Origin of the sequence: Haladaptatus sp. W1 (genome assembly GCF_001723155.1) — an archaeon.
Taxonomy (GTDB): domain Archaea; phylum Halobacteriota; class Halobacteria; order Halobacteriales; family Haladaptataceae; genus Haladaptatus; species Haladaptatus paucihalophilus.
The window spans coordinates 1-19,888 of record NZ_MEIH01000074.1; the positions used below are offsets into that span (position 1 = coordinate 1).

Genomic DNA, 19,888 nt, shown 5'->3' on the forward strand with positions numbered 1-19,888 from the left:
GTGCACCGAAGCGGTACTGGACCGCCTCGATAAGCGTCGGACGCTGTTCGTCCTCCGCGGGGTCTTTCGCCTTCTCGACGGCTTCCTTCGTCACCTGATACACGGCGAGGGGGTCCATTCCATCGACTTGCACGCCCTCGAAGCCGTAGGCCTGTGCCTTCTGGGCGATGGTGGCGCTGGCCGTCTGGCGCTCGCGCGGCACCGAAATAGCCCACTGGTTGTTGTTACAGAAGAAGACGGACGGCGTGTCGAAGACGCCCGCGAAGTTCAGCCCTTCGTGGAAGTCGCCCTCGCTCGTCGCACCGTCGCCGAAGTAGCAGAGGAACGCCTTGTCCTCGCCCTTGAGCTTCGACGCCCACGCCGCGCCGGTCGCGTGCGGAATCTGGGTCGCGATGGGGACCGCGACGGTGAAGATGTTCGAGTCGTCCGGAATGTCGTTCCCCGCCTCGTGGCCCATCCAGTAGAGCATGGTCCGTTTGAGCGAGAGACCGCGGACGAGCGCCGCACCGTGTTCGCGGTAGCTCGGGAACATCCAATCGTCGTCGGAAAGCGCGTAGACGCTTCCGATTTGTGCGCCTTCCTGCCCGGAGAGCGGCGGGTAGGTCCCCATCCGTCCCTGCCGGTTGAGGCTCACCGCTCGCTCGTCGAAGTGGCGGGCGAGACGCATCTGGCGGTACATGTCCACCAGTTCCTCGTCGGAGAGGTCCGGTACCTCCATTCCGTCCAGCACCGTCCCGTCTTCATCCAGTATCTGTACTCGGTCCTGGGGGTCTTGGTGTACGATGCTCACGATCGAACCCATCCTGACATACACAAAAGAACTCTCGCGCGCATTATAGGGTTTTCGTAATTAACTTCCCATAGGAATTGTCTCTCACACGATTTTCACAGAATCGTCCTCCAAATCCGGATATAATCTTTCAATATAAAGTTATTCGCCGAATAGCAGTTGAATGGTGGACGTATCGGTTACTGTCGAAATTTACCGGTAATTCCATTGTATATATGTTCGGACAGAGTTGTACATCATTCAGCTCATTTCACCGTTCGTTCAAACAGAAATCCGCCGAACTCCCCTCCTCGCGGCTCGTACCCTGTTTGCTATGACGAAGCGTGTCGCGTGCGACGCCTCACGGCTCGCGGCTCGCCGGTCGTTCCTCCCCGCTCACTATACGGAGACCCTCCGGGCCTCTCTCCTTGCTTGCTCGACCGTCTTCCCATCCCGGAGGATGGCATCGACGAACAGCTCGCCCGCCTTGTACGACGACCGGACCATCGGCCCGCTCGCACAGTAGAGGAATCCCAGTTCCTCTTCGGCGACTTCCTGCCACGTTCGGTATTTCGCCGGGTGAACGTACTCTTCGACGTCGAGGTGCATCCGCGACGGCTGGAGATACTGGCCGAGCGTCACGATGTCCACGTCCGTCTCCCGGAGGTCCGAAAGCGCCTGATACACCTCGTGGTCGTACTCGCCGAGGCCCAACATCAGGCTCGTCTTCGTGTAGATGTCCGATTCGCGCGTGACCTGTTCGAGAACGCCGAGGCTCTGTTCGTAGCCCGCTCGCGGGTCGCGGACGTGCCCTTGGAGGCGTTCGACCGTCTCGACGTTGTGCGCGATGACGTCCGGGTCCGCGTCGATTATCTTCCGAACGAGCGTTTCGTCGCCTTGGAAGTCGGGAATCAACACTTCCACGAGAATTCCGGGGTGGCGCTTCTTTATCTCCCGAATCGTCTGCGCGAAGTGTTCGGCACCCTGTCCTTCGAGGTCGTCGCGGTCAACCGACGTGAGCACCACGTAGTCGAGGCCGATTTCGGCGATGGCGCTGGCCACGTTCACCGGTTCGTCGGGGTCGAGCGGTTCGCCGCCGCCGGTATCGACGTCGCAAAAGCCACAGCTTCGCGTACACTTGTGTCCCATCAGCATGAAGGTGGCCGTTCCGCCGCCGTCGGCACCTCTCCCGCTCCAGCACTCTCCGAGGTTCGGACAGTTGGCCTCCTCACAAACCGTATTGAGGTCGTGCTCTCGGAGCGTCTGCTTGATACCCGTAAACTCCTGTCCCGACGGGGGTCGCATCTTCAACCAGTCGGGTTTGCGCCGCCCACTCATTACCGACGCTTTCGGCCCGCCACGACAAAAGGATAGGGTATTGTCCGAAGTGCTCCGTCCGGTTCCGCTCCACGTTCGTCCATAATTTCCGTTTCGGGATGGAAACGGTCGAATACTCGCGCCGGTCCGTGTACAACTGGCAAATAACAATACGGGTAGTTTCCCTAGTTCCGTTCCATGGCTACGAATCGTAACACGGAGTCGTCCGACGGCATGCGGACGAACGGACTGGATTGGTTCAGCATGCTTCTCATCATCATCGGTGCGCTCAACTGGGGGATTCTCGGCATCACCGACCTGACCGGCGGGCGAGTCAACGTCGTCCGGCAGGTGGCGGGACTCCTGTTCCTCCCCAACGTCGCACAAGTAGTCACGGACCTCATCTACGTCCTCGTCGGTCTGGCGGGACTGTACTTCATCTACACCAGTTACAAAATTGGTCGTGCGAGCCGACAGACACGACAGCAGGCGGCACAACAGACGGAGCCACGACGGACTGAGTGATCCCTCTCATATCCGTGTCCTTGTTTCTCACATCTTCATTGCCATATCTATAAATACTATCACGATTTTATAACGCATGTAACGGCAAAAACCATGCTCAATGTCTCACGGGACGAAATCACTAACGGGTCGTTAGTGCGTGCTCTCGTCCTTCTCGCTGTACCGCTCGTCGTCCAAAACCTCGTACAGGTCGCCCAACAAATCGTCGATATCTTCTGGCTCGGTCGACTCGGCGAGACCGCGGTTGCCGCAGTCGGTGTCAATATCCCCCTAACGTCGCTCATCTTCTCGGTTTTCATGATTACTATGACCGGAACACAAGTTCTCGTCTCCCAGCGCGTCGGTGCTAACGAGTTGTCACGCGCCCGGAGAGCGGTGTTTCATGGGATGTCGCTCGCGTTCGCGCTCGGGATAACGATGACCGTTCTCATCTTCGTTTTCGGGCGGGATATCATCGCGCTGTTCGGCGCCGAACCCGCCGTTGCGTCTGCCGCCGTCACCTATCTGGTTACGTACTCATTCGGCTTTCCCATCTTGGGAATGGGCGACGCTATCGAGATGGGATTCGTCGGCTGGGGTGACTCGCGTGCCGCGCTCTACATCAACGTCGTGGCGGTCGGTATCAACATCGTTCTCGACCCGATTCTCATCTTCGGACTTGGTATCCCCGGATTCGAAGGGTTCGGCATCGCGGGTGCCGCCCTCGCTACGATACTCGGGTACGGTTGTTCGTCCCTGTTCGGCCTCGGAATGTTGATTCGCGGTCGGGACGGCTTCACTCTCACGCGGGAGGCGATGACGTTCCGGTTGAGCGACTACCGTGAACTGCTCGACATCGGCTTGCCGATGTTCGGCCAGCGCGCTGCTGCACAATCCGTCCGCGTCCTCATTATCGCGGTTGTGACGGCCGCTGGCGGCCCTGCTGCCGTCTCCGCGTACACCATCGGTGCGAGCGTCGCCAGTATCGCTTTCATTCCCGCGAGCGGCCTTCAAAGCGCCGCACAGAGCGTCATCGGGCAGAACATCGGTGCCGAAAATCCGATGCGAGCGAGTAGGACGACGTGGGTCGGCGTCGCCATCGCGGCGGTCGGCCTCTCGGTCATCGGCGTCATTCAGTGGTTTATTCCCGGCATGTTGACGAACCTATTCGTTCCCAATGTTTCACAGGCTACGTACGACCTCACGGTCGATTATCTCCGCATCCTCGCCTACGGGTACTGGGGAATCGGCGTGATGTACCTCCTCGGTGCCGGGTTCAACGGTGCAAGCCGGACCAAGACGACGATGGTCGCGGATATGGTGAAATATTGGGGGATTCGACTCCCAATCGCCGCCGTCGGTGTGTTGTGGCTCGGATACGACGTTCACGCCGTCTTCTGGGCTGTTACCCTTTCGAACTGCGTGGCTGCCGTCGGTTTCGGTATCTACTACTACTTCCAAGTGAGCGACGGAATGACCCGGCGTGCGTCGCGGAGCGCCAACAGTTCCGTTGACGACTGATCCGTTTCGGTACCAGTTTCGATACTCGTTCGACTACCCTCTATTGTTGTCACTCATATTTCAAAAGGGGGAAAGAATGGGAGCGCGGAGCGTGTGACCGCGTTTTGAACCAGCGCGCCGTACTACTTAAGCGCACGGGGGGCGGAGTGAAAGTAAAATCGATAGCAAGCGGGAGGGTAGCACCGGTGTCAGACGGAAGGCAGACGTTCGGAGTCAGACGGATGTCGTACATAAATTAATCGTTCGTTCTAACCCGAACCATGCCATTTTCAACGTATTGGTATATTCGACTTTCGAGCGGTCCGTCTCCGGGCCACGAAATCGATTCCGTCGCGTCGAGTTTGGTCGGGTCGCCGACGTACACCGCGATTTCGTCCTCGGAGGTGCCGTCGCCGGGAATCGGGACTCTGCTGTAGAGCCCCCGTTCGACGCCTTCGTACGAGTCGAGTGCGCCCACATCGGGTGTTTCGAGCAACCTGCCTTCGGTGTGGCCGCCCGGTGCGAGCGTCGGATAGCGGCCATCGACGCGATGCAATCCGACGAGCGTCGCGTCGCCGACGAATTCGAACGTCTCGACGACGGACGCGACGCGCTCAGGGTCGGTCAGGGTACCGTAGACGAACACCAGCATGTGACCTGCCACACGAACGACGGCCAGTTAGCCCTACCGGGTGGGGACGTCCGGCGCGTCGGTTGCCCGTTCCGATACAGCCAAACCCCGTCGGAAACAATTCCGTCGCGTGACAGGACGTTCGCGGTTCGTCGCCGTTTGGCGGCGGGTCCTCGGACTCTCGTGGCCCGTCATGGCCGAGCAGGTGCTCCGAACGATGATGCGGACGACCGACATCATCGTCACCGGGCTGTTTTCGCCCGCCGCCGTCGCGGCAATCGGTCTCGCGGACCTCTACGCGCGGTTGCCGCTCCGAATCGGACTCGGACTCGGCGGCGGCGCGATTGCCCTCTCCAGTCAGGATACGGGCGGCGGTGCGACGGCCAACCGCGACGAGGCGGTGACGCAAGCTATCCTCGTCGGTGCGGTTTCCGGCGTTCCGTTCGTCCTCTTCGGTCTGTTGGTCGCCGAACCCGCAATCGCGCTGCTCGGCGCACCCGAAAACGTCGCGCGGATGGGCGGCTCGTATCTCACCGTCATCTTTTTCACCGCGCCCGCTCGCCACGTCTCGCTGGTGGCCGCTCGCTCTCTGCAGGGAACGGGGGACACGCGAACGCCGATGTACGTCAACGTGGTCTCCAACGTGCTCAACATCGGCGGGACGGTCGGATTGGGGCTCGGTCTCGGCCCGTTCCCGGAGTTGCGAATCGTCGGCGTCGGCGTGGCCACCGCGGTCGGAAACCTGTTCACCGCGGTCGTGCTCGTGCTGGCTATCGCGTTCGGCGTGACGCGAACGTCGTTCACGCGGCCCCGGAATCGAACCATTACGAAGCAGTTGCTCGCCGTCAGCGCCCCGCGAATCGGCGAGGGATTCGCGGCGACCGTCGCGGAGTTCCCGTTCAACGCGATTTTGCTCTCCTTCGGCACCGACGTGAACGCGGCGTTCCAGATCGGCCGACGGGTGTACCAACAGGTGACGGGTCCGCTCTCGCGCGGGTACAGCGTCGCCTCCAGCGTCGTCGTCGGGCAGGCGCTCGGTGACGGTGACCCGGACCGCGCTCGGTTCGAAGGCTGGGCAACGACGGCGCTCGGACTCGTGACAGTCGGCGGCATCGGCGTCGTCCTCTTTCTCGCCGCCGAACCCTTGGCGCGCATCTTCACCTCGGACCCGGCGACGCTCCGTTACGCCGCGGATTTCGCCCGCGTGTACGGGCTCGCCGCGCCGTTCCTCGTCTCCTTCGTCGTTCTCGCCGGTGCGCTGCAGGGCGGAAGCGACACCAAGACGCCCTTTATCGCCCGAACGTCGGGAATGTTCGTGTTCATGGTCGGCTTTTCGTGGGTCGTCGGCGTTCACTTCCAGTACGGAATCGTGGGCGTGTACGCCGGAATCATTCTCTACTACGTGTGGGCGCTGGGCGTCGTCGGCACGGGATTCTATCACGGCAACTGGGCGACTCGCGCCGCGGCGATGATGGAAGAGCGCGGGAGTTCGGACGGCACCTAGCTATTTCGGGATTTCTTCCCGCGCCGAAAGCCGGAGAGTTCCCCCGCGAGAGAAAGTGGTAGGGAACACGAGACCCATTCCTCGGTTATGACCGACTCGACCTTCGAGACGAGCGATATCGACGGCCCACATGCGGGACAATCCGTCGTCACGTCCGGCGCGTCGCCGGACGAGGCGTCGGCGGCCATGGTGTTGGTGCACGGCCGCGGTGCGACCGCACAGAGCATCCTCGACCTCGCCGACGAGTTTCGACGCGAGGAAATCGCCTTCCTCGCGCCACAGGCGGCGCGAAACACGTGGTACCCGCAGTCGTTTCTTGCGCCGCTCGATGCGAACCAACCGTACCTCTCGTCCGCGCTCTCGCTCCTCGAAACGCTCGTCTCCGATCTCGAATCTGTCGGTATCCCGCCGGAACGCGTTTTCCTGCTCGGCTTCTCACAGGGTGCGTGTCTGACGACCGAATTCGTCGCGCGGAACGCCCGAAAATACGGCGGCGTCGCGGCGTTCAGCGGCGGTCTCATCGGTCCCGAGGGAACGGCGCGCGAGTACGAGGGGTCGCTCGACGGAACGCCGGTGTACCTCGGGTGTGGCGACCGCGACCCGCACATCCCCGTCGAACGCGTCCACGAGACGGAGGCGGTCCTGACGGAACTGGACGGCTCGGTCACCGAACGGATATTCGAGGGGATGGCCCACGGAGTCGTGCAGGAAGAAATCGCTCACGTCGATGGAATGGTGGACGACCTCCTGTCGGAGTAATCGCTTGAAAACGAAAATCGAAGGCGAAAATCGAAGGTCGAACTCGAATCGCGCTTATCGCTCGTCGATGGGGACGAACTCGACGTCCTCGTCGCCGACGTACTTGGCTCGCGGGCGGATGAGGCGGTTGTCGTCATACTGTTCGAGCACGTGCGCTATCCAACCGCCGACGCGCGAGAGCGCGAAGATGGGCGTGTAGATGTCGATGGGGATACCCATCTGGTAGTAGGTCGAGGCGGAGTAGAAGTCCACGTTGGGCGCGAGACCCTTCTCCTCTTTCATGTAGTTCTCGATGGAGACGGACATCTCGTACCACTTCGTGTCGCCCGCGGCCTCGCCGAGTTCCTCGCTCTGTTCGCTGAGGATTTTCGCCCGCGGGTCCTTCACGTTGTAGACGCGGTGGCCGAAGCCAGCGACGCGTCGCCCCTCGTCGAGCGCGTTCTGCACCCACTCCACGGGGTCCTGGTCGCTATCGTCCACTTCCTTCAGCATCCGCATGACGTTGGCGTTCGCGCCGCCGTGCAACGACCCGGAGAGCGTGCCGATAGCACTCGTCACGGCGCTGTGCAGGTCGGCGAGGGTGCTCGACGTGACCATCGCCGAGAACGTCGAGGCGTTCAGGCCGTGGTCCGCGTGGAGCACGAGCGCTTGGTCGAACACGTCCGCGAGCACGGCGTCCGGTTCCTCGTCGTTGAGCATGTAGAGGAAGTTGGCGGCGTGACCGAGGTCAGCTCGCGGTTCGACGGGGTCGTCGCCGTTCCGGATGCGTGTGAACGCCGCGAGGATGGTCGGAATCTTCGCGGTGATGCGGCGACCCTTTCGGAGGTTCGCCTCGCGGTCCGAGGGGTCGGTGTCGGAGTCGTCGGGGTCGTACGTCGCCAGCATGGAGACGGCGGTGCGGAGCGCCGCCATCGGTTCGGAATCGGATTCGGCGAGTTCGCGCACGGTGTCCATGACGCCATCGTCCACCTCGCGCTCCTCTGTCATGGAGTCGCTGAAGGCCTCGAGTTCGTCACGATTCGGCAGCTCACCGTGCCAGAGGAGGTACAGCACTTCCTCGTAACTCGCGCCACGAGCGAGGTCTTCTATCGTGTATCCGCGATAGATGAGTTTTCCCTCGTCGCCATCGATGTGGCTCAGTGCTGACTCCGCGACTACAACGCCCTCTAAGCCTTTTTTAACCTCGTCTGCCATGTTCGGACGATTCACGGGGTAGCCGCAAAAGGATTATCTTTCGTGGTCGTTCCCCAACGACCCGCGAACGTTTTTACGCGAGAGTGACCAACGTCGGCGTATGGAACCCGCGAGCGGCGACGTCGAGTACGAACCCCGGAGCGTGAAGGAGGTCTTGGCGGAGATGAAAGACACCGCGGAACTACTCATCGACCTCTCGTACTCGGCCGTCCTCCACGGCAGCGACGACATCGCTGAGGAGGTAATCGCCCTCGAAGGGAAGATGGACGTGCTCCAGATGCAGGCCAGAATGAGCCTGCTCATGGCCGCCAGAAGCCCGGAGGATGCGGAAGAACTCGCGCCCGTCCTCGGCGTCGTCGGTGCGGCCGAGAAAATCGCCGACGCGGCGGGCGACATCGCCAAGGTCGTCTTGGAGGATATCGGCCTCCCGCAGGCGATGCGCGCGACGCTCCCCGAGGCGATAGAGACGCTCGTCCACGCCACGATAGCGGAGTCGTCACCGCTCGCCGGGGGGACGCTCGGCGCGTTGAACCTCGAAACCGAGACCGGGGTTCGCGTCATCGCCATCCATCGCGGCGGCGACTGGATTCTGAACCCCCACCGCGACACCGACCTCCGGGTGGACGACCGACTCCTGTTGCGCGGGCCGGAGGAGGGCATCGCCGACGTGTACGAGGAGGCGACCGGCCGGGAGTACCAACCACCCGAACCCCCGGAGGCGGACGACACCGACCTCGAACGCGCGGTCGATTCCATCGTCCTGATGAAGAACATGAGCGAACTCGCGGTCGATTTGGCCTACGGGAGCGTCCTGTTCGACAGCACGGACGTGGCCGAAGAGGTGGTGGAACTCGAAGCCGAAGTGGACGCGCTTCAGTCGCGCTTCGAGGCGTGGACGTTGCAGGCGGCGGCGCACGCGGACGACCCCGTTTCCTTGCGCGGACTCGTCCACCTCGCCAACAGCACGGAGGTCATCAGCGACGCGGCCGTCGAAATCAGTGAGGGCGTTCTCCGCGGCCTCGGAACCCATCCGGTGGTCGAACACGCGGTACAGGAGAGCGATGAGGTCATCGTCCGCGTCACCGTCACGAACGGGAGCGCGTTCGACGACACGACGCTGGGCGAGGAGCAGGTCGAAACCGAGACGGGAATGCGCGTCATCGCGGTTCGGCGGCCGCCGGACGACTGGGTGATTTCGCCCGGCCCGGAAACCGAGGTTCACGCGGGCGACGTGCTGTTGGCGAAGGGAACGCGATCGGGTGCCGAACGGCTCACCGAACTGTCCGGTGGGGAACGGATAGAGTGAGGCGGGTGGCGTGGTGCGGATGGCGCGGCGCGCGGCGTGGTGCGGATGGCGCGGCGCGGATAGCGTGATGTGGGTGATGTGGCGCGCGGCGTGTGAGGTGGGTCATCGGGCCGAAGTCGGTCAGTCGAGGTCACGCGCGAGCCGCCGCGCCGAAACGAGCGTCAACGCCGCCGTCAACAGCGCGCCGAGCGTGAACGCCAGCACGAATCCGAGCGCGAGATACGCGGTCGGCGTTCCCGCCTGTCCCCTGACGTGCCCGACGAGGACGACTCGGTAGACGTAGACGAGCGCGGTGAACACGATGCTCATCGTGAAGCCGAACGCGGCGTTTCGGCGGACGTTCAGCGCCTCGATGAGGTTCGATGTCGGCGGGCGTTCGGGAATCTCTTCTTGCACGCTCGGTGGTTGGAACGGCCGAATAAAAGGTGCGTCGGTCACGCCGTGACGATGGCGTCGGCTTCGATTTCGACCAGCATCTCGGAGTCGATGAGCCTGCTGACCTCCACCATGCTGGTGGCGGGTCGCACGTCACCGAAGAATTCGGCGTGCGCCTCGCCGACCGGTTCCCAGTTCTCGATGTCGGTGACGTACATACGCGTTCGAACCACGTCGTCGAGGCTCGCACCCGCTTCTTCGAGTGCCGATTCGACGTTTCCGAGCGTCCGTTTCGTCTGGCGATACGCGTCTCCCTCGCCGACGATGGTCCCATCGTCGTCGGTGGCGGTGGTCCCGGAGACCCGGACTTCGTTTCCAACGCGAACCGCACGCGAGTAGCCGACGCGTCCTTCCCACTCGGTTCCGCTCGATATCTTTTCTCGGTCCATGGAGAGGACAGCCGTCCTCCAATCAAAAAGTGTCCGTTCGAATCACCGACCGATTTTCACCCGCAAACGACGTGCCGTGCCGAACCTGGCAACGGGAATACCGAACTGCTAAGGGTTTTCGGCGACGGTGTTTCGGTAATGACAACGCTCGGAACGGCGAGCGCGGCCCCTGGGGAGATGGACACGGGCCGCCTCCCGGTCGGTGAAACTCGCGACGGGAGCCAGTTCGGCCTCCCGGTTGCCGTTATCAACGGCGCGGACGACGGAAAGACGCTCTATATCCAGGCCGTCAGCGACGGCGACGAACTCAACGGACTCGGTGTCGTCAACCGAGTCGTCCCGCAACTCGACCCCGAGGAACTCTCGGGAACGATTCTCATCACCGGTCTCGTCAACTACCACGGCTTTCAGGTGGCTGAACACAGGAATCCCATCGACGACACGAAGATGAACCGGACGTACCCCGGCAACGAGTCGGGGACGTCGAGCGAGCGAATCGCGGCGGCGACCTTCGAGACCGCGATGCGCGCCGACCTCGTGCTCGATCTGCACCAGGGCTCGACCAGTCGGATGATAAACGAGGCTCGTGTCCGCTGTGGCCCGCGCCACCGACTGCACGACGAGTGTCTCGAACTCGCCAAGGTGTTCAACTGCGGCTACGTCCTCGACCAGAAGGGACCGGACGGACAACTCGCCCGCGCCGCGCCGGACGAGGGGGTCCCGACCATCGACCCGGAACTCGGCGGCTGTGTCGGCTGGGACGAAAAGAGCATCCAGTACGGCGTCGACGGCGTGTTCAACGTCCTTCGCTACTACGGCTTCCTCGACGAGGACGTGACGGTGAACACCCAGACGCGAGCGACCGGTTTCGACCGCTACGGCGCGCCGAGCGGCGGTCTCGTCACCTTCCAGAAGGACCTCGGCGACGACGTGTCGCCGGGCGAGACGCTGTTCACCATCACCGACGTGTTCGGCCGCCTGAAAGCCGAAGTCACCGCCGACCGCACCGGCATCTTCTGGCGCTCGCGTCGCCTGCCGCAAGTCGCTACTGGCGAATACGTCTGTTCGGTGGGCATCGACGTCAGCCGCTACTGACCAACGCATGGTAACTTCCCTCTCCTGTTCGGCTTGCGGGAACGAATACGCCGCCGGGGCGGACGAGCCGTGGCGCTGTGAGTGCGGCCATCCGTTGGATTTCTCCGAGCAACCGCTTCCCGACGGTCCCCCGCCCGAGTTCACCGACATCGACACGCGGGACGGCCTGTGGGCCTTCGAGGAGTTTCTCCCGGTCCGGCGCGTGGCGACCCTCGGCGAGGGGTTCACGCCGCTCGTCGATGCCGACGACTGGAACGCCCAGTTCAAGCTGGACTGTGTGTTCCCCTCGGGCAGTTTCAAGGACCGCGGTGCGACGACGACCCTCTCGCACGCCGCCGAACTCGGCGTCGAGACGGTGCTCGAAGACTCCTCGGGCAACGCGGGGGCGGCCATCGCCCAGTACGCCGCTCGGGCGGGTATCGACGCCGAAATCTACGTCCCGGAGGACGCGAAGGCTTCGAAACTAAAGGCCATCGAGTGCGCCGGTGCGACCCCGGTCCGAATCGAGGGGAGCAGACAGGACGTGACCGACGCGTGCATCGAAGCCGTCGAGAACGGCGACGGGTGGTACGCCAGCCACGCGTGGAACCCGGCCTTCTTCGCGGGGACGATGACGTTCGCGCTGGAACTCGCCGCCCAACGCGACTGGAACGTCCCGGATGCCGTCGTGACGCCGCTCGGGCACGGAACGCTCTTCCTCGGCGCGTACCGCGGCTTCCGCGCCCTGCTCGACGCGGGGTGGACCGACTCGATGCCGCGACTCCTCGGCGTGCAGGCCGCGGGCGTCTCCCCCATCGCGGACGGCATCCACGCCGACGAGCGCAACGACGGCGAGGGTGAGGGCAAGGGCGGGGCGAGGGCGAGAATGGTACTGACGGTCGCTCCGGCGACGGCCACGCCGACGCGCGCAACGACGTCGCGGACGGGATTCAGATAACGCATCCCGCCCGCCGCGACCAGATCGTGGACGCCATCGACGCGACGGACGGCGACGCCATCGCGCTGGACGCGGGTTCCACGGAAGCGGCGCTGGAGAAACTCCACCGGACCGGGTTCTACGTCGAACCCACGAGCGCCGTCGCCGCGGCCGGTCTGACGGAGTACCGCGACCGAGGGATTTTGGCGGACGACGCCGACGTGGTGGTCCCGCTCACGGGCAGCGGACTGAAAGCGTAACTGGCGACCGGATAGCGGTTTTCGTGATGTCGTACTGTTGATTTGGTGACGTCGTAACTGCTGACGTGCAGTTTTCGTTTGTTCGTAGCGAGTGTAGTCAAAAAACTCCCGCAACCCCTATCCAGCCAATAGACGCACAGAACAGTCGCGGAAATCGCCCGCCTCGAACCGGTCACCACTCCGGATGCGTCGGGGCGTCGAAATCGCCGCGGACGAGGGGTTTTGCGATGTGGCGTCGCGCTTCCGGCGGGACTTCGTACCACCCGACTTCGAGTTCGCGGTCGAGTTCGCGCTCGACTTTGCCCGCCGCGTCGGTTCCGCACCGCCGACAGCGGTAGCCCTGTCCGGCCCCCGCGCTCTTCATCGAGCGGCCGCAGTCGGGACAGTTCGGCGTCACGAGTTCCGTCGCGTCGAGCGACCGCACCGCGAACTTCTCCAGTTTCAGGGTTCCCTTCGTCACCTCGCCGCAGGCCGTGATTCGGTCGCCGGGGCGGAGGTTCCGAACGTGGTCGCGGAAGCGCTTCGTGGGTTCGAAGGCGGCACAGGTGAGTTCGGCCTCGCCGTCCGTCACGGTGAAGAAGACGTGCCCGCCGCGCCGCGTCTCCGGTTCCGAGGCGACGGTTCCCGTCACCCGGTAGGCGCTGTCGTCTTCGACCTCGTGCAGGGCGGCGTCCTGCAGGTGGGCGTCGGTTCCCTGATTCGTCACGAACAGCGCAGTTCGGGCGACGGGTTCGCCGTCGATGCCCTCCGAGACGCGGCGGACGGCCTCCGGGTCGTCGCCGCGAATCCCGTGGAGGATGGGCAGGGCGTGTGGGGGACGCAGACCGCCTCGCCGGTGCCGCGGTCAACGGTGTCCCACACGTCCGGGTAGCCCGAATCGGCGGCGGCGAAGGCCGAGTCGAAGTTTACCTCTCGGGGGGTGCCCCACCGCTCGGGTTCTCGGTAAGAGATGTGTTCGTAGGTCCACTCGGAGAAGGCGGCGTGTGCGCCGACGGCCGCCACCGCGCCGATTTTCCCGCGGCCATTCTTCCATCCCGCGTGGCGATAGCCCGCGGCCTCGATTCGCCGCTCGGCCTCCTCGCGGGAGAGCAGTTCCCGAACGGCGCGCCGCGCGAAGTCGGCGATTTCGTCGGGTGCCTCGTCGGGGCCGTGGGGAGCGACGACGAGGCCGGGGTTCGTTCTCGGGTCGTCGGTTTCGGCGGCGGCGGACAACTCCCCGCGGGCGAGTTCGAACGCCCGTTCGGCGTCGAAATCGGTGTGAATCGCCAACGCGGCGTTGCCCCGCGTCTTGTGTTTCACGGCGGGGTTGAGTCGGACGAGGAGCAGTCGCTCCACGGTCCCCCCGGCGTCTCGAATCCGTTCGGCGAGTCGCGCCGCGAGGTAGGTCGTACACATGCCCCGGTTTCGGGAGTCGGTGTCGTCGAGACCGATGACCGTCACGTCCGGGGGTTGCGGCGTGGCGAACTAACCGCTTTCGAAGAAATCTAACGTATATGAATCTATCGCCGGCAATTTTGACAATCGCAAGACTGCGCCGATGTAGCGCGCCAAAACGCCTTTATACTGGAATCACTTACCTGTCACCATGTCCCGGTCTGCACTGGTCGGAAACGTGACTGCGATGTTAGAGGACGCTGGATTCGTAGTCAGCGACCGGTGTGCTATCCGACCAAAGAGTTTCGACGTGGCAGCGCGACGAGGACCAGACCTCCTGCTGTTGAAGATCCTCGGCAATATCGACGCGTTCGACGCCCAGACGGGCGTCGAGATGCGGCGTCTCGGCACGTATCTCGACGCGACGCCGTTGGTGCTCGGCCTCCGGACCCGAAATCAGGACCTCGAAACCGGCGTGGTGTACTTCCGCCACGGCGTCCCGGTGTTCAGCCCGGATACGGCGGTTGACCTCTTCGTGGAGGGCGTCCCGCCGCTCGTGTACGCCGCGCCCGGCGGCCTGTACGTCAACATCGACGGCGACATCCTCCGTGACGAGCGCCAAGACCGAGGCTGGAGCCTCGGGCAGTTGGCGTCCGAACTCGGCGTCTCCCGCCGCACCGTCTCGAAGTACGAGGGCGGCATGAACGCCAGCGTCGAGGTTGCGGTCGAACTCGAAGCGCTCTTCGACCGCGAGTTGACGAGTCCGGTCGAGGTGTTCGACGGTGCCGAGGAGTTGACGGACGCCGACGAGCCGGACGAACCGGAAGCCGAACCCGACGACAAGGACATGTTCTCCGCGCTCACCCGCGTCGGGTTCACCGTCCATCCGACGAACCGCGCCCCGTTCAGGACGGTCAGCGAGGACGACCGCGAGGACCGCGTCCTGACGAGCCATTCGACGTTCACCCGAACCGCCGAGAAGCGCGCTCGAATCATGAGTTCCATCAGCCGCGTCGCCCGCACCCGCTCCGTGTACTTCGTGGACGAAGCGCGGCGCGAAACGGTCGACGGAACCGCGCTGGTCGAACGCGAGGAAATCGAAGGAATCGACGACGCGGACGAACTGCAAAAGCTGATTCGGGAACGCGCGGAAGCCTGAAATCGTCGCCTCGGTTTTCCCGTTAGCCCGATTTTTCGCTGATTTTCACCACGGGGAGGAACCCGAACGTCGGAACTCCGACCGAACGCTTCGACTCGGCGTCGTTACTCGCCGTACGTTGTCTCCAGATACTCGTTGATGTCGTCGCTCTCGGGCATCCCCTCGATGCCGTGTTCCGTATCGACCAGCACCGGCACGCCGGTTTGCCCGCTGATTTCTTTCACTTCGGTTCGCTGCGAGCGTCTTCGGGGAACGGAGTGCGTCTCGTAGTCCAGTTCGAGTTCGTCCAACTTGGACGTCACCTTCGAACAGAACGGGCACCCTCTGAGTTCGTACAGTTCGATGTTCGACATACGAGCGCATAGGGAAGTGAGAAATAAGAGTGTGCTGTTCGCGAGGAATTCCGCCGGATTTCGAGTGACGAAAGGAATCCATCCGGCGATGAGAAACCCCGCTGGTTTTCGAACAGCGGAGCGGAGTGGGGCGGTGTTCAGACGTTCCCTTGCAGGACGCCGCTCGTGCGGACGAAGAAGTAGAGGACGAACGCCGCGGCGAGCGCCCAGTGACCGAGGCGGATATCATCGCGCTTTCCGGCGGCGAGTTTGACGATGGGGTAGGAGACGATGCCCGCGGCGATGCCGTAGGCGATGGAGTAGGTGAAGGGCATGACGAGGATGGTCATTCCGGCAGGGACGGTGTTGGTGATGTCGTCCCACGCGATGTCAACGACGTTGCCCAGCATGACGACGCCGATGACGACCAGCGCGATGTGCGAGGCGTACTGGGGCACCGCGGCCGCCAAGGGAACGAACACGAGCGAGAGCAGGAACAGGACGCCGATGACGAGCGCCGTCATTCCGGTTCGGCCGCCCTCCTCGACGCCCGAGGCGGATTCGATGTACGTTGTCACCGTCGAGGTGCCGAGCATACCGCCAACCGTGGTACCGATGGCGTCCGCCATCAGCGGTTTCTCTACTTCGGGAAGGTTCCCCTCGTCGTTGAGGAAGCCGCCGACCTGTCCGACGCCGACGAGCGTTCCGGCGGTGTCGAAGAAGTCCACGAAGAAGAACGTGAACACGATGAGGCCGAACGAGAACAGTCCGTCGAGCGTGGTCAGTCCGTGGGCTCCGAGGCCGCTCACGAACGCGCCAGCGACGGGAGAGATGTCGTAGGTCGCACCCGTCATCGTCGGGGTGAGGGTTCCTGCGCCGACGAGACCGAAGAACTCGGCGGCGTAACCGGCGATGGTGGTCGCGGCGATGCCGATGATGATGGAACCCGGAATTCCGCGGGAGTAGAGTGCGAACGTGAGGAAGAGACCGAGAACGGAGAGGATCGCTGTGGGGTCGGAGGCGACCGGGCCGAGCGTGACGAGGGTCGCCGAGTCGGCGACGACGACGTTCATCGCTTCGAGTCCGATGATGGCGAGGAACAGTCCGATACCCGTTCCGACCGCGAACTTCACGGGTTCGGGGAACAGGCGGATGATGTATTTTCGTGCGCCGATAGCGGTCAGGAGGATGAACAGCACACCTTCCACGACGACGGCGGCGAGCGCCGTCTGCCACGAGACGCCGAGCGTTCCGACGACGGTGAACGCGAAGAAGGCGTTCAGGCCAAGACCCGGTGCCTGTGCGAACGGTCTGTTCGCGTAGAACGCCATCGTCAACGTCGCAACCGCGGCGGCGATGATGGTCACGACCGCGAGCATCGCCACCGTCTGGTTGTACGAGTAGCCCGCGAGGTTGATACCGTCCTGAATCGGTATCTGCGGGTTATCCGCGAGGATGGACGGGTTCACGACGACGATGTAACTCATCGTCAGGAACGTCGTTATCCCTGCCATGATCTCCGTCCCGAGGGTCGTGTCGTGCTCCTCGAAACCGAAGTAGTCAGCTAGCATGCCGGATACGCCCGATTCCTGCCGATTACCGTTGATGTCTTTTAGCCCCATGATTCACGAGTGAGCATAAACGCGAATACCTACTTAACAGTTCTCATCGAATCTAGGCACCAATACGTAATTATGTATATGTCGGGGAATTCTTCGCCCACATTCGAGCAAAATTTACATGACGATGCTCACTACCGCGTGCTACCGAGACGTCATTCGAACGACGCAAGCGCGCCGACGGGGGCGTCCGTCCGTCCTTTCGCTCGTTCGATTCCCTCCGTTCCGGCCGCGATGAGGGCGAAGACGCCGCCGACGTTCGCGTCCGCGTCCTCGGCGATGTCCAAGAGGAGTTCCTGCGTCTCGCCCGAACGGATGAGGTCGTCCACGACCAGCACGGTTTCGCCGGGCGTGATGGCCGAGGCGGGCAGGTAGTAGGTGAGTTCGATACCCGAGGCGAGTCGCTGGCGGGCCTCGATAAACTCCTCGACGGCGGTTTCCTTCGACTTCTTGGCGTAGGCACAGCGCGCGCCGAAGTAACTCGCCATCGCGGCGGCGAGCGTGATGCCGTCCGTCGCGGCGGTCAACACAACGTCGGGGAGGTCGAAGTCGAACGTCTCGACGGCGACGGGGGCCACGAGGTCGAGGAACGACTGGTCGAAGACGACCCCGGAGTTGTCCACGTACCCTTCCGGGTCGAGGCGGGTCCGGGCCTGCAGTTCTTCTGCGAGTTGCTCGCGTCCGACCCCTTCCACGACCGCTTCCGCGCGGTCGGGACTGGGGAGGACGTGTCCGTTCACGTAGCGATTCAGGTCGCCCGCCGGGAGGTCGGTCACCTCGGCGAGTTCGTCGTAGGTTCGAGTCTCCTTGAGCATTCGAAGGACGGAGACGGCCTGTAGTTGGAGATTGGCCTTCTCTGCTCGGTTCATACCCCGCTACTCATCATCGTGCAACCTTGAACACTTCGATGCTGGATTCGGTTCGTCTAGTCACAACTATGTGGATTCGGTTCGTGACGCGGGTCAGTCGAGGAAGTCCGGGTGGAGGCGCTTTTCGCCGTACTCGGCCTCCAGATGGCGTCGGAAGTCGTCGCGTTCGACGCCGCCCTCCTGTCTCTCCTTCCGGTCGCGCACCGAAATCGTTCCCGATTCGGCTTCGTCGCTACCGAGAATTATCATGTACGGTACGCGGTCGTCGTGGCCCGCGCGGATTTTCTTCCCGAGCGTCCAGTCCCGGCCGTCCACCTCGACGCGGAACGCCCCGAGTTCGTCCGCAATTTCCTCGGCGTAGCCCGATTCGTCGTCCGTGATTGGGAGGATTCGGACCTGCTCCGGTGCCAGCCAAAGCGGGAACTTCCCCGCGACGTGCTCGATGAACACGCCCATGAAGCGCTCCATCGACCCGAGCAGGGCGCGATGAATCATCACAGGCCGGTGTTCCTCGTTGTCCTCGCCGACGTAGCTGATGTCGAGGCGCTCGGGTTGCACGAAGTCCAACTGCACCGTTCCGATGGTCCACTCGCGCCCGATGGCGTCCTCGACGTTGATGGCGATTTTCGGCCCGTAAAACGCGCCTTCGCCCTCGGCCACGTCGTACTCCAACCCCTCGTCCTCCAGCGCGTTCCGGAGCGCCTCGTGTGCTCTTTCCCAGAGTTCGTCGTCGCCGATGGCGTCGTCGGGTTTCGTCTCCAGTACGAGGTGAGCGTCCAAGCCGAAGGCCTCGTACATGCCGTCGATGACCGACAGCGTGCGGGCGATTTCCTCCCGAATCCCCTCGGGACGGACGAAGGCGTGGCCGTCGTCCTGCGTGAATCCGCGCACCCGCAACATCCCCGAGAGTTCGCCGGACTGCTCGTTTCGATAGCACATGCCGAACTCCGAGAACCGAAGCGGCAGGTCACGATAGGACCGACGCTGGTCGTCGTAGATGTGAGCGTGGTTCGCACAGTTCATTGGTTTCAGGCCGTACTCGTGTCCGTTTTGCTCCCACGCGAACATCTCGCCTTCCTCCTTGAAGTGGTCGTAGTGGCCCGACTTCTTCCAGAGTTCCGTGTGGTTGAGTTCGGGCGTCTTTACCTCCTCGTATCCCAGCTCGGCGTTCTTCTCGCGGACGTACTCCTCCAGTTCGCGCCGAATCGCCATCCCACTCGGGTGGAAGTTAACGCATCCCGGCGAGTGGTCGGGCACCGAGAACAGGTCCATCTCGCGCCCGATTTTGCGGTGGTCGCGCTTCGCGGCCTCTTCCCGCCGTTCGAGGAACGATTCCAGTTCGGATTCGCGCTCGAACGCCGTGCCGTAAATCCGCGTGAGCATCGCCTCGTCCTCGTCGCCGCGCCAGTAGGCTCCCGCGATTTCGAGGAGCGAGAGGGCACCGACCTCGCCCGTCGATGCGACGTGCGGCCCGGCACAGAGGTCTTCGAACTCCCCTTGTCGGTAGAACGTGACCGGTTCGTCCGCCGCGATGTCGTCGAGCAGTTCGAGTTTGTACGGTTGGTCGGCGAGGCGCTCGCGCGCCTCTTCGGGGACACCTCCTCGCGCACGATGTCGTAGTCCGCCGACACGATGTCCCGCATCTCTGCTTCCATGTCCGCGAGGTCGGATTCGTCGATGTCGAGGTCGTCGAAGTCGTAGTAGAACCCCTCGTCCGTCGGCGGACCGATGGCGAGTTTCCCGTCCGGGAACAGCCGCGAGACGGCCTGTGCGAGGATGTGCGCGGCGGAATGGCGGAGGACGCGCACGGCGTCCTCGCTGCCCGGCGTGACGATTCGGAGGTCGGCGTTCGACTCGATTCGATACTCCGGGGCGGCGAGGTTGCCGTCCACGATTCCGGCGAGACAATCCTCGCCGAGTCCCGGTCCGATGTCGTAGGCGACGTCCGAGACTGAA

The 19,888-nt window shown here is 63.4% G+C and carries 17 protein-coding genes and 3 pseudogenes; 8 read left to right on the forward strand and 12 right to left on the reverse strand.

Features of this window, described 5'->3' with window-relative positions; all coding sequences use genetic code 11:
* Together BG842_RS04120 and lipA are read right to left on the reverse strand one after the other, a co-directional pair.
* On the reverse strand, window positions 1-802 hold an 802-nt coding region (locus BG842_RS04120; RefSeq protein WP_217493267.1), incomplete at its 3' end, for a thiamine pyrophosphate-dependent enzyme.
* A 366-nt stretch (window positions 803-1,168) separates the two neighbouring features.
* A complete protein-coding gene (gene lipA, locus BG842_RS04125; protein ID WP_069449794.1) occupies window positions 1,169-2,107 on the reverse strand; it encodes a lipoyl synthase in 939 nt (312 codons plus the stop codon).
* Between the two features lie 177 nt (window positions 2,108-2,284).
* Here lipA and BG842_RS04130 point away from each other — a divergent pair, with 177 nt between their 5' ends.
* Together BG842_RS04130 and BG842_RS04135 are read left to right on the forward strand one after the other, a co-directional pair.
* A complete protein-coding gene (locus tag BG842_RS04130; RefSeq protein ID WP_069449795.1) occupies window positions 2,285-2,611 on the forward strand; it encodes a DUF378 domain-containing protein in 327 nt (108 codons plus the stop codon).
* Between the two features lie 93 nt (window positions 2,612-2,704).
* Window positions 2,705-4,111 (forward strand): MATE family efflux transporter, encoded by a 1,407-nt coding sequence (locus tag BG842_RS04135; protein WP_069449796.1) that lies wholly within the window; start codon window positions 2,705-2,707, stop codon window positions 4,109-4,111.
* A gap of 235 nt (window positions 4,112-4,346) precedes the next feature.
* On the opposite strand, the gene BG842_RS04140 is transcribed toward BG842_RS04135, so the two are convergent.
* Entirely contained in the window at window positions 4,347-4,742 is a 396-nt protein-coding gene (locus BG842_RS04140; protein ID WP_069449797.1) for a gamma-glutamylcyclotransferase, read from the reverse strand.
* A 172-nt stretch (window positions 4,743-4,914) separates the two neighbouring features.
* On the opposite strand from BG842_RS04140, the gene BG842_RS04145 reads away from it, so the two are divergent.
* Together BG842_RS04145 and BG842_RS04150 are read left to right on the forward strand one after the other, a co-directional pair.
* Window positions 4,915-6,225, forward strand: a complete 1,311-nt coding sequence (locus tag BG842_RS04145) for an MATE family efflux transporter (RefSeq protein WP_069449807.1) — start codon at window positions 4,915-4,917, stop codon at window positions 6,223-6,225.
* Window positions 6,226-6,312: 87 nt separating this feature from the next.
* Window positions 6,313-6,984: an alpha/beta hydrolase gene (locus BG842_RS04150; RefSeq protein ID WP_069449798.1), complete on the forward strand. Its 672-nt coding sequence runs from the start codon at window positions 6,313-6,315 to the stop codon at window positions 6,982-6,984.
* A gap of 54 nt (window positions 6,985-7,038) precedes the next feature.
* On the opposite strand, the gene citZ is transcribed toward BG842_RS04150, so the two are convergent.
* Window positions 7,039-8,178 carry a citrate synthase gene (gene citZ / locus BG842_RS04155; protein WP_069449799.1) on the reverse strand — a complete coding sequence of 380 codons (1,140 nt, stop codon included), beginning with the start codon at window positions 8,176-8,178 and terminating at the stop codon, window positions 7,039-7,041.
* A 100-nt stretch (window positions 8,179-8,278) separates the two neighbouring features.
* On the opposite strand from citZ, the gene BG842_RS04160 reads away from it, so the two are divergent.
* Complete coding sequence (locus BG842_RS04160) at window positions 8,279-9,484, forward strand: potassium channel family protein (protein ID WP_069449800.1); 1,206 nt, start codon at window positions 8,279-8,281, stop codon at window positions 9,482-9,484.
* A 120-nt stretch (window positions 9,485-9,604) separates the two neighbouring features.
* On the opposite strand, the gene BG842_RS31055 is transcribed toward BG842_RS04160, so the two are convergent.
* Window positions 9,605-9,922: a hypothetical protein gene (locus tag BG842_RS31055; RefSeq protein ID WP_007982194.1), complete on the reverse strand. Its 318-nt coding sequence runs from the start codon at window positions 9,920-9,922 to the stop codon at window positions 9,605-9,607.
* Window positions 9,919-10,308 carry a RidA family protein gene (locus BG842_RS04170; RefSeq protein ID WP_069449801.1) on the reverse strand — a complete coding sequence of 130 codons (390 nt, stop codon included), beginning with the start codon at window positions 10,306-10,308 and terminating at the stop codon, window positions 9,919-9,921. The genes BG842_RS31055 and BG842_RS04170 overlap by 4 nt, the downstream gene beginning before the upstream one ends.
* 138 nt (window positions 10,309-10,446) lie before the next feature.
* Between BG842_RS04170 and BG842_RS04175 the strand changes: the two genes are divergently transcribed.
* Entirely contained in the window at window positions 10,447-11,403 is a 957-nt protein-coding gene (locus tag BG842_RS04175) for a succinylglutamate desuccinylase/aspartoacylase family protein (RefSeq protein WP_069449802.1), read from the forward strand.
* Between the two features lie 7 nt (window positions 11,404-11,410).
* Window positions 11,411-12,579: pseudogene (locus BG842_RS04180) on the forward strand (pyridoxal-phosphate dependent enzyme).
* 172 nt (window positions 12,580-12,751) lie between these two features.
* On the opposite strand, the gene BG842_RS32960 reads toward BG842_RS04180, so the two are convergent.
* The gene (locus BG842_RS32960; protein ID WP_394327457.1) at window positions 12,752-13,285 is read right to left on the reverse strand and encodes an OB-fold nucleic acid binding domain-containing protein; all 534 of its coding nucleotides are present in this window, start codon (window positions 13,283-13,285) and stop codon (window positions 12,752-12,754) included.
* Window positions 13,286-13,318: 33 nt separating this feature from the next.
* Window positions 13,319-13,974, reverse strand: a pseudogene (locus BG842_RS32965) (DUF1743 domain-containing protein); the annotation flags it as partial.
* A 190-nt stretch (window positions 13,975-14,164) separates the two neighbouring features.
* Between BG842_RS32965 and BG842_RS04190 the strand changes: the two are divergent.
* Window positions 14,165-15,112 carry a transcriptional regulator gene (locus BG842_RS04190; RefSeq protein ID WP_069449803.1) on the forward strand — a complete coding sequence of 316 codons (948 nt, stop codon included), beginning with the start codon at window positions 14,165-14,167 and terminating at the stop codon, window positions 15,110-15,112.
* A 104-nt stretch (window positions 15,113-15,216) separates the two neighbouring features.
* On the opposite strand, the gene BG842_RS04195 is transcribed toward BG842_RS04190, so the two are convergent.
* The 4 genes and pseudogenes from BG842_RS04195 to thrS form a co-directional block, all read right to left on the reverse strand.
* A complete protein-coding gene (locus BG842_RS04195; protein ID WP_069449804.1) occupies window positions 15,217-15,465 on the reverse strand; it encodes a glutathione S-transferase N-terminal domain-containing protein in 249 nt (82 codons plus the stop codon).
* Between the two features lie 137 nt (window positions 15,466-15,602).
* Complete coding sequence (locus tag BG842_RS04200; RefSeq protein WP_394327456.1) at window positions 15,603-17,066, reverse strand: NCS2 family permease; 1,464 nt, start codon at window positions 17,064-17,066, stop codon at window positions 15,603-15,605.
* 152 nt (window positions 17,067-17,218) lie between these two features.
* Complete coding sequence (locus BG842_RS04205; RefSeq protein ID WP_069449806.1) at window positions 17,219-17,932, reverse strand: phosphoribosyltransferase family protein; 714 nt, start codon at window positions 17,930-17,932, stop codon at window positions 17,219-17,221.
* A gap of 93 nt (window positions 17,933-18,025) precedes the next feature.
* A pseudogene (gene thrS / locus BG842_RS04210) lies at window positions 18,026-19,888 on the reverse strand (threonine--tRNA ligase); the annotation flags it as partial.

Coding starts and splice junctions, on each gene's coding strand:
- BG842_RS04135 (WP_069449796.1), top strand. CDS start 2,705: ATGCTCAATGTCTCACGGGACGAAATCACTAACGGGTCGTTAGTGCGT.
- BG842_RS04150 (WP_069449798.1), top strand. CDS start 6,313: ATGACCGACTCGACCTTCGAGACGAGCGATATCGACGGCCCACATGCG.
- BG842_RS04175 (WP_069449802.1), top strand. CDS start 10,447: ATGACAACGCTCGGAACGGCGAGCGCGGCCCCTGGGGAGATGGACACG.
- BG842_RS04160 (WP_069449800.1), top strand. CDS start 8,279: ATGGAACCCGCGAGCGGCGACGTCGAGTACGAACCCCGGAGCGTGAAG.
- lipA (WP_069449794.1), bottom strand. CDS start 2,107: ATGAGTGGGCGGCGCAAACCCGACTGGTTGAAGATGCGACCCCCGTCG.
- BG842_RS04200 (WP_394327456.1), bottom strand. CDS start 17,066: ATGGGGCTAAAAGACATCAACGGTAATCGGCAGGAATCGGGCGTATCC.
- BG842_RS04140 (WP_069449797.1), bottom strand. CDS start 4,742: ATGCTGGTGTTCGTCTACGGTACCCTGACCGACCCTGAGCGCGTCGCG.
- BG842_RS04145 (WP_069449807.1), top strand. CDS start 4,915: ATGGCCGAGCAGGTGCTCCGAACGATGATGCGGACGACCGACATCATC.
- BG842_RS04190 (WP_069449803.1), top strand. CDS start 14,165: ATGTCCCGGTCTGCACTGGTCGGAAACGTGACTGCGATGTTAGAGGAC.
- BG842_RS04170 (WP_069449801.1), bottom strand. CDS start 10,308: ATGGACCGAGAAAAGATATCGAGCGGAACCGAGTGGGAAGGACGCGTC.
- BG842_RS04130 (WP_069449795.1), top strand. CDS start 2,285: ATGGCTACGAATCGTAACACGGAGTCGTCCGACGGCATGCGGACGAAC.
- BG842_RS04195 (WP_069449804.1), bottom strand. CDS start 15,465: ATGTCGAACATCGAACTGTACGAACTCAGAGGGTGCCCGTTCTGTTCG.
- citZ (WP_069449799.1), bottom strand. CDS start 8,178: ATGGCAGACGAGGTTAAAAAAGGCTTAGAGGGCGTTGTAGTCGCGGAG.
- BG842_RS04205 (WP_069449806.1), bottom strand. CDS start 17,932: ATGAACCGAGCAGAGAAGGCCAATCTCCAACTACAGGCCGTCTCCGTC.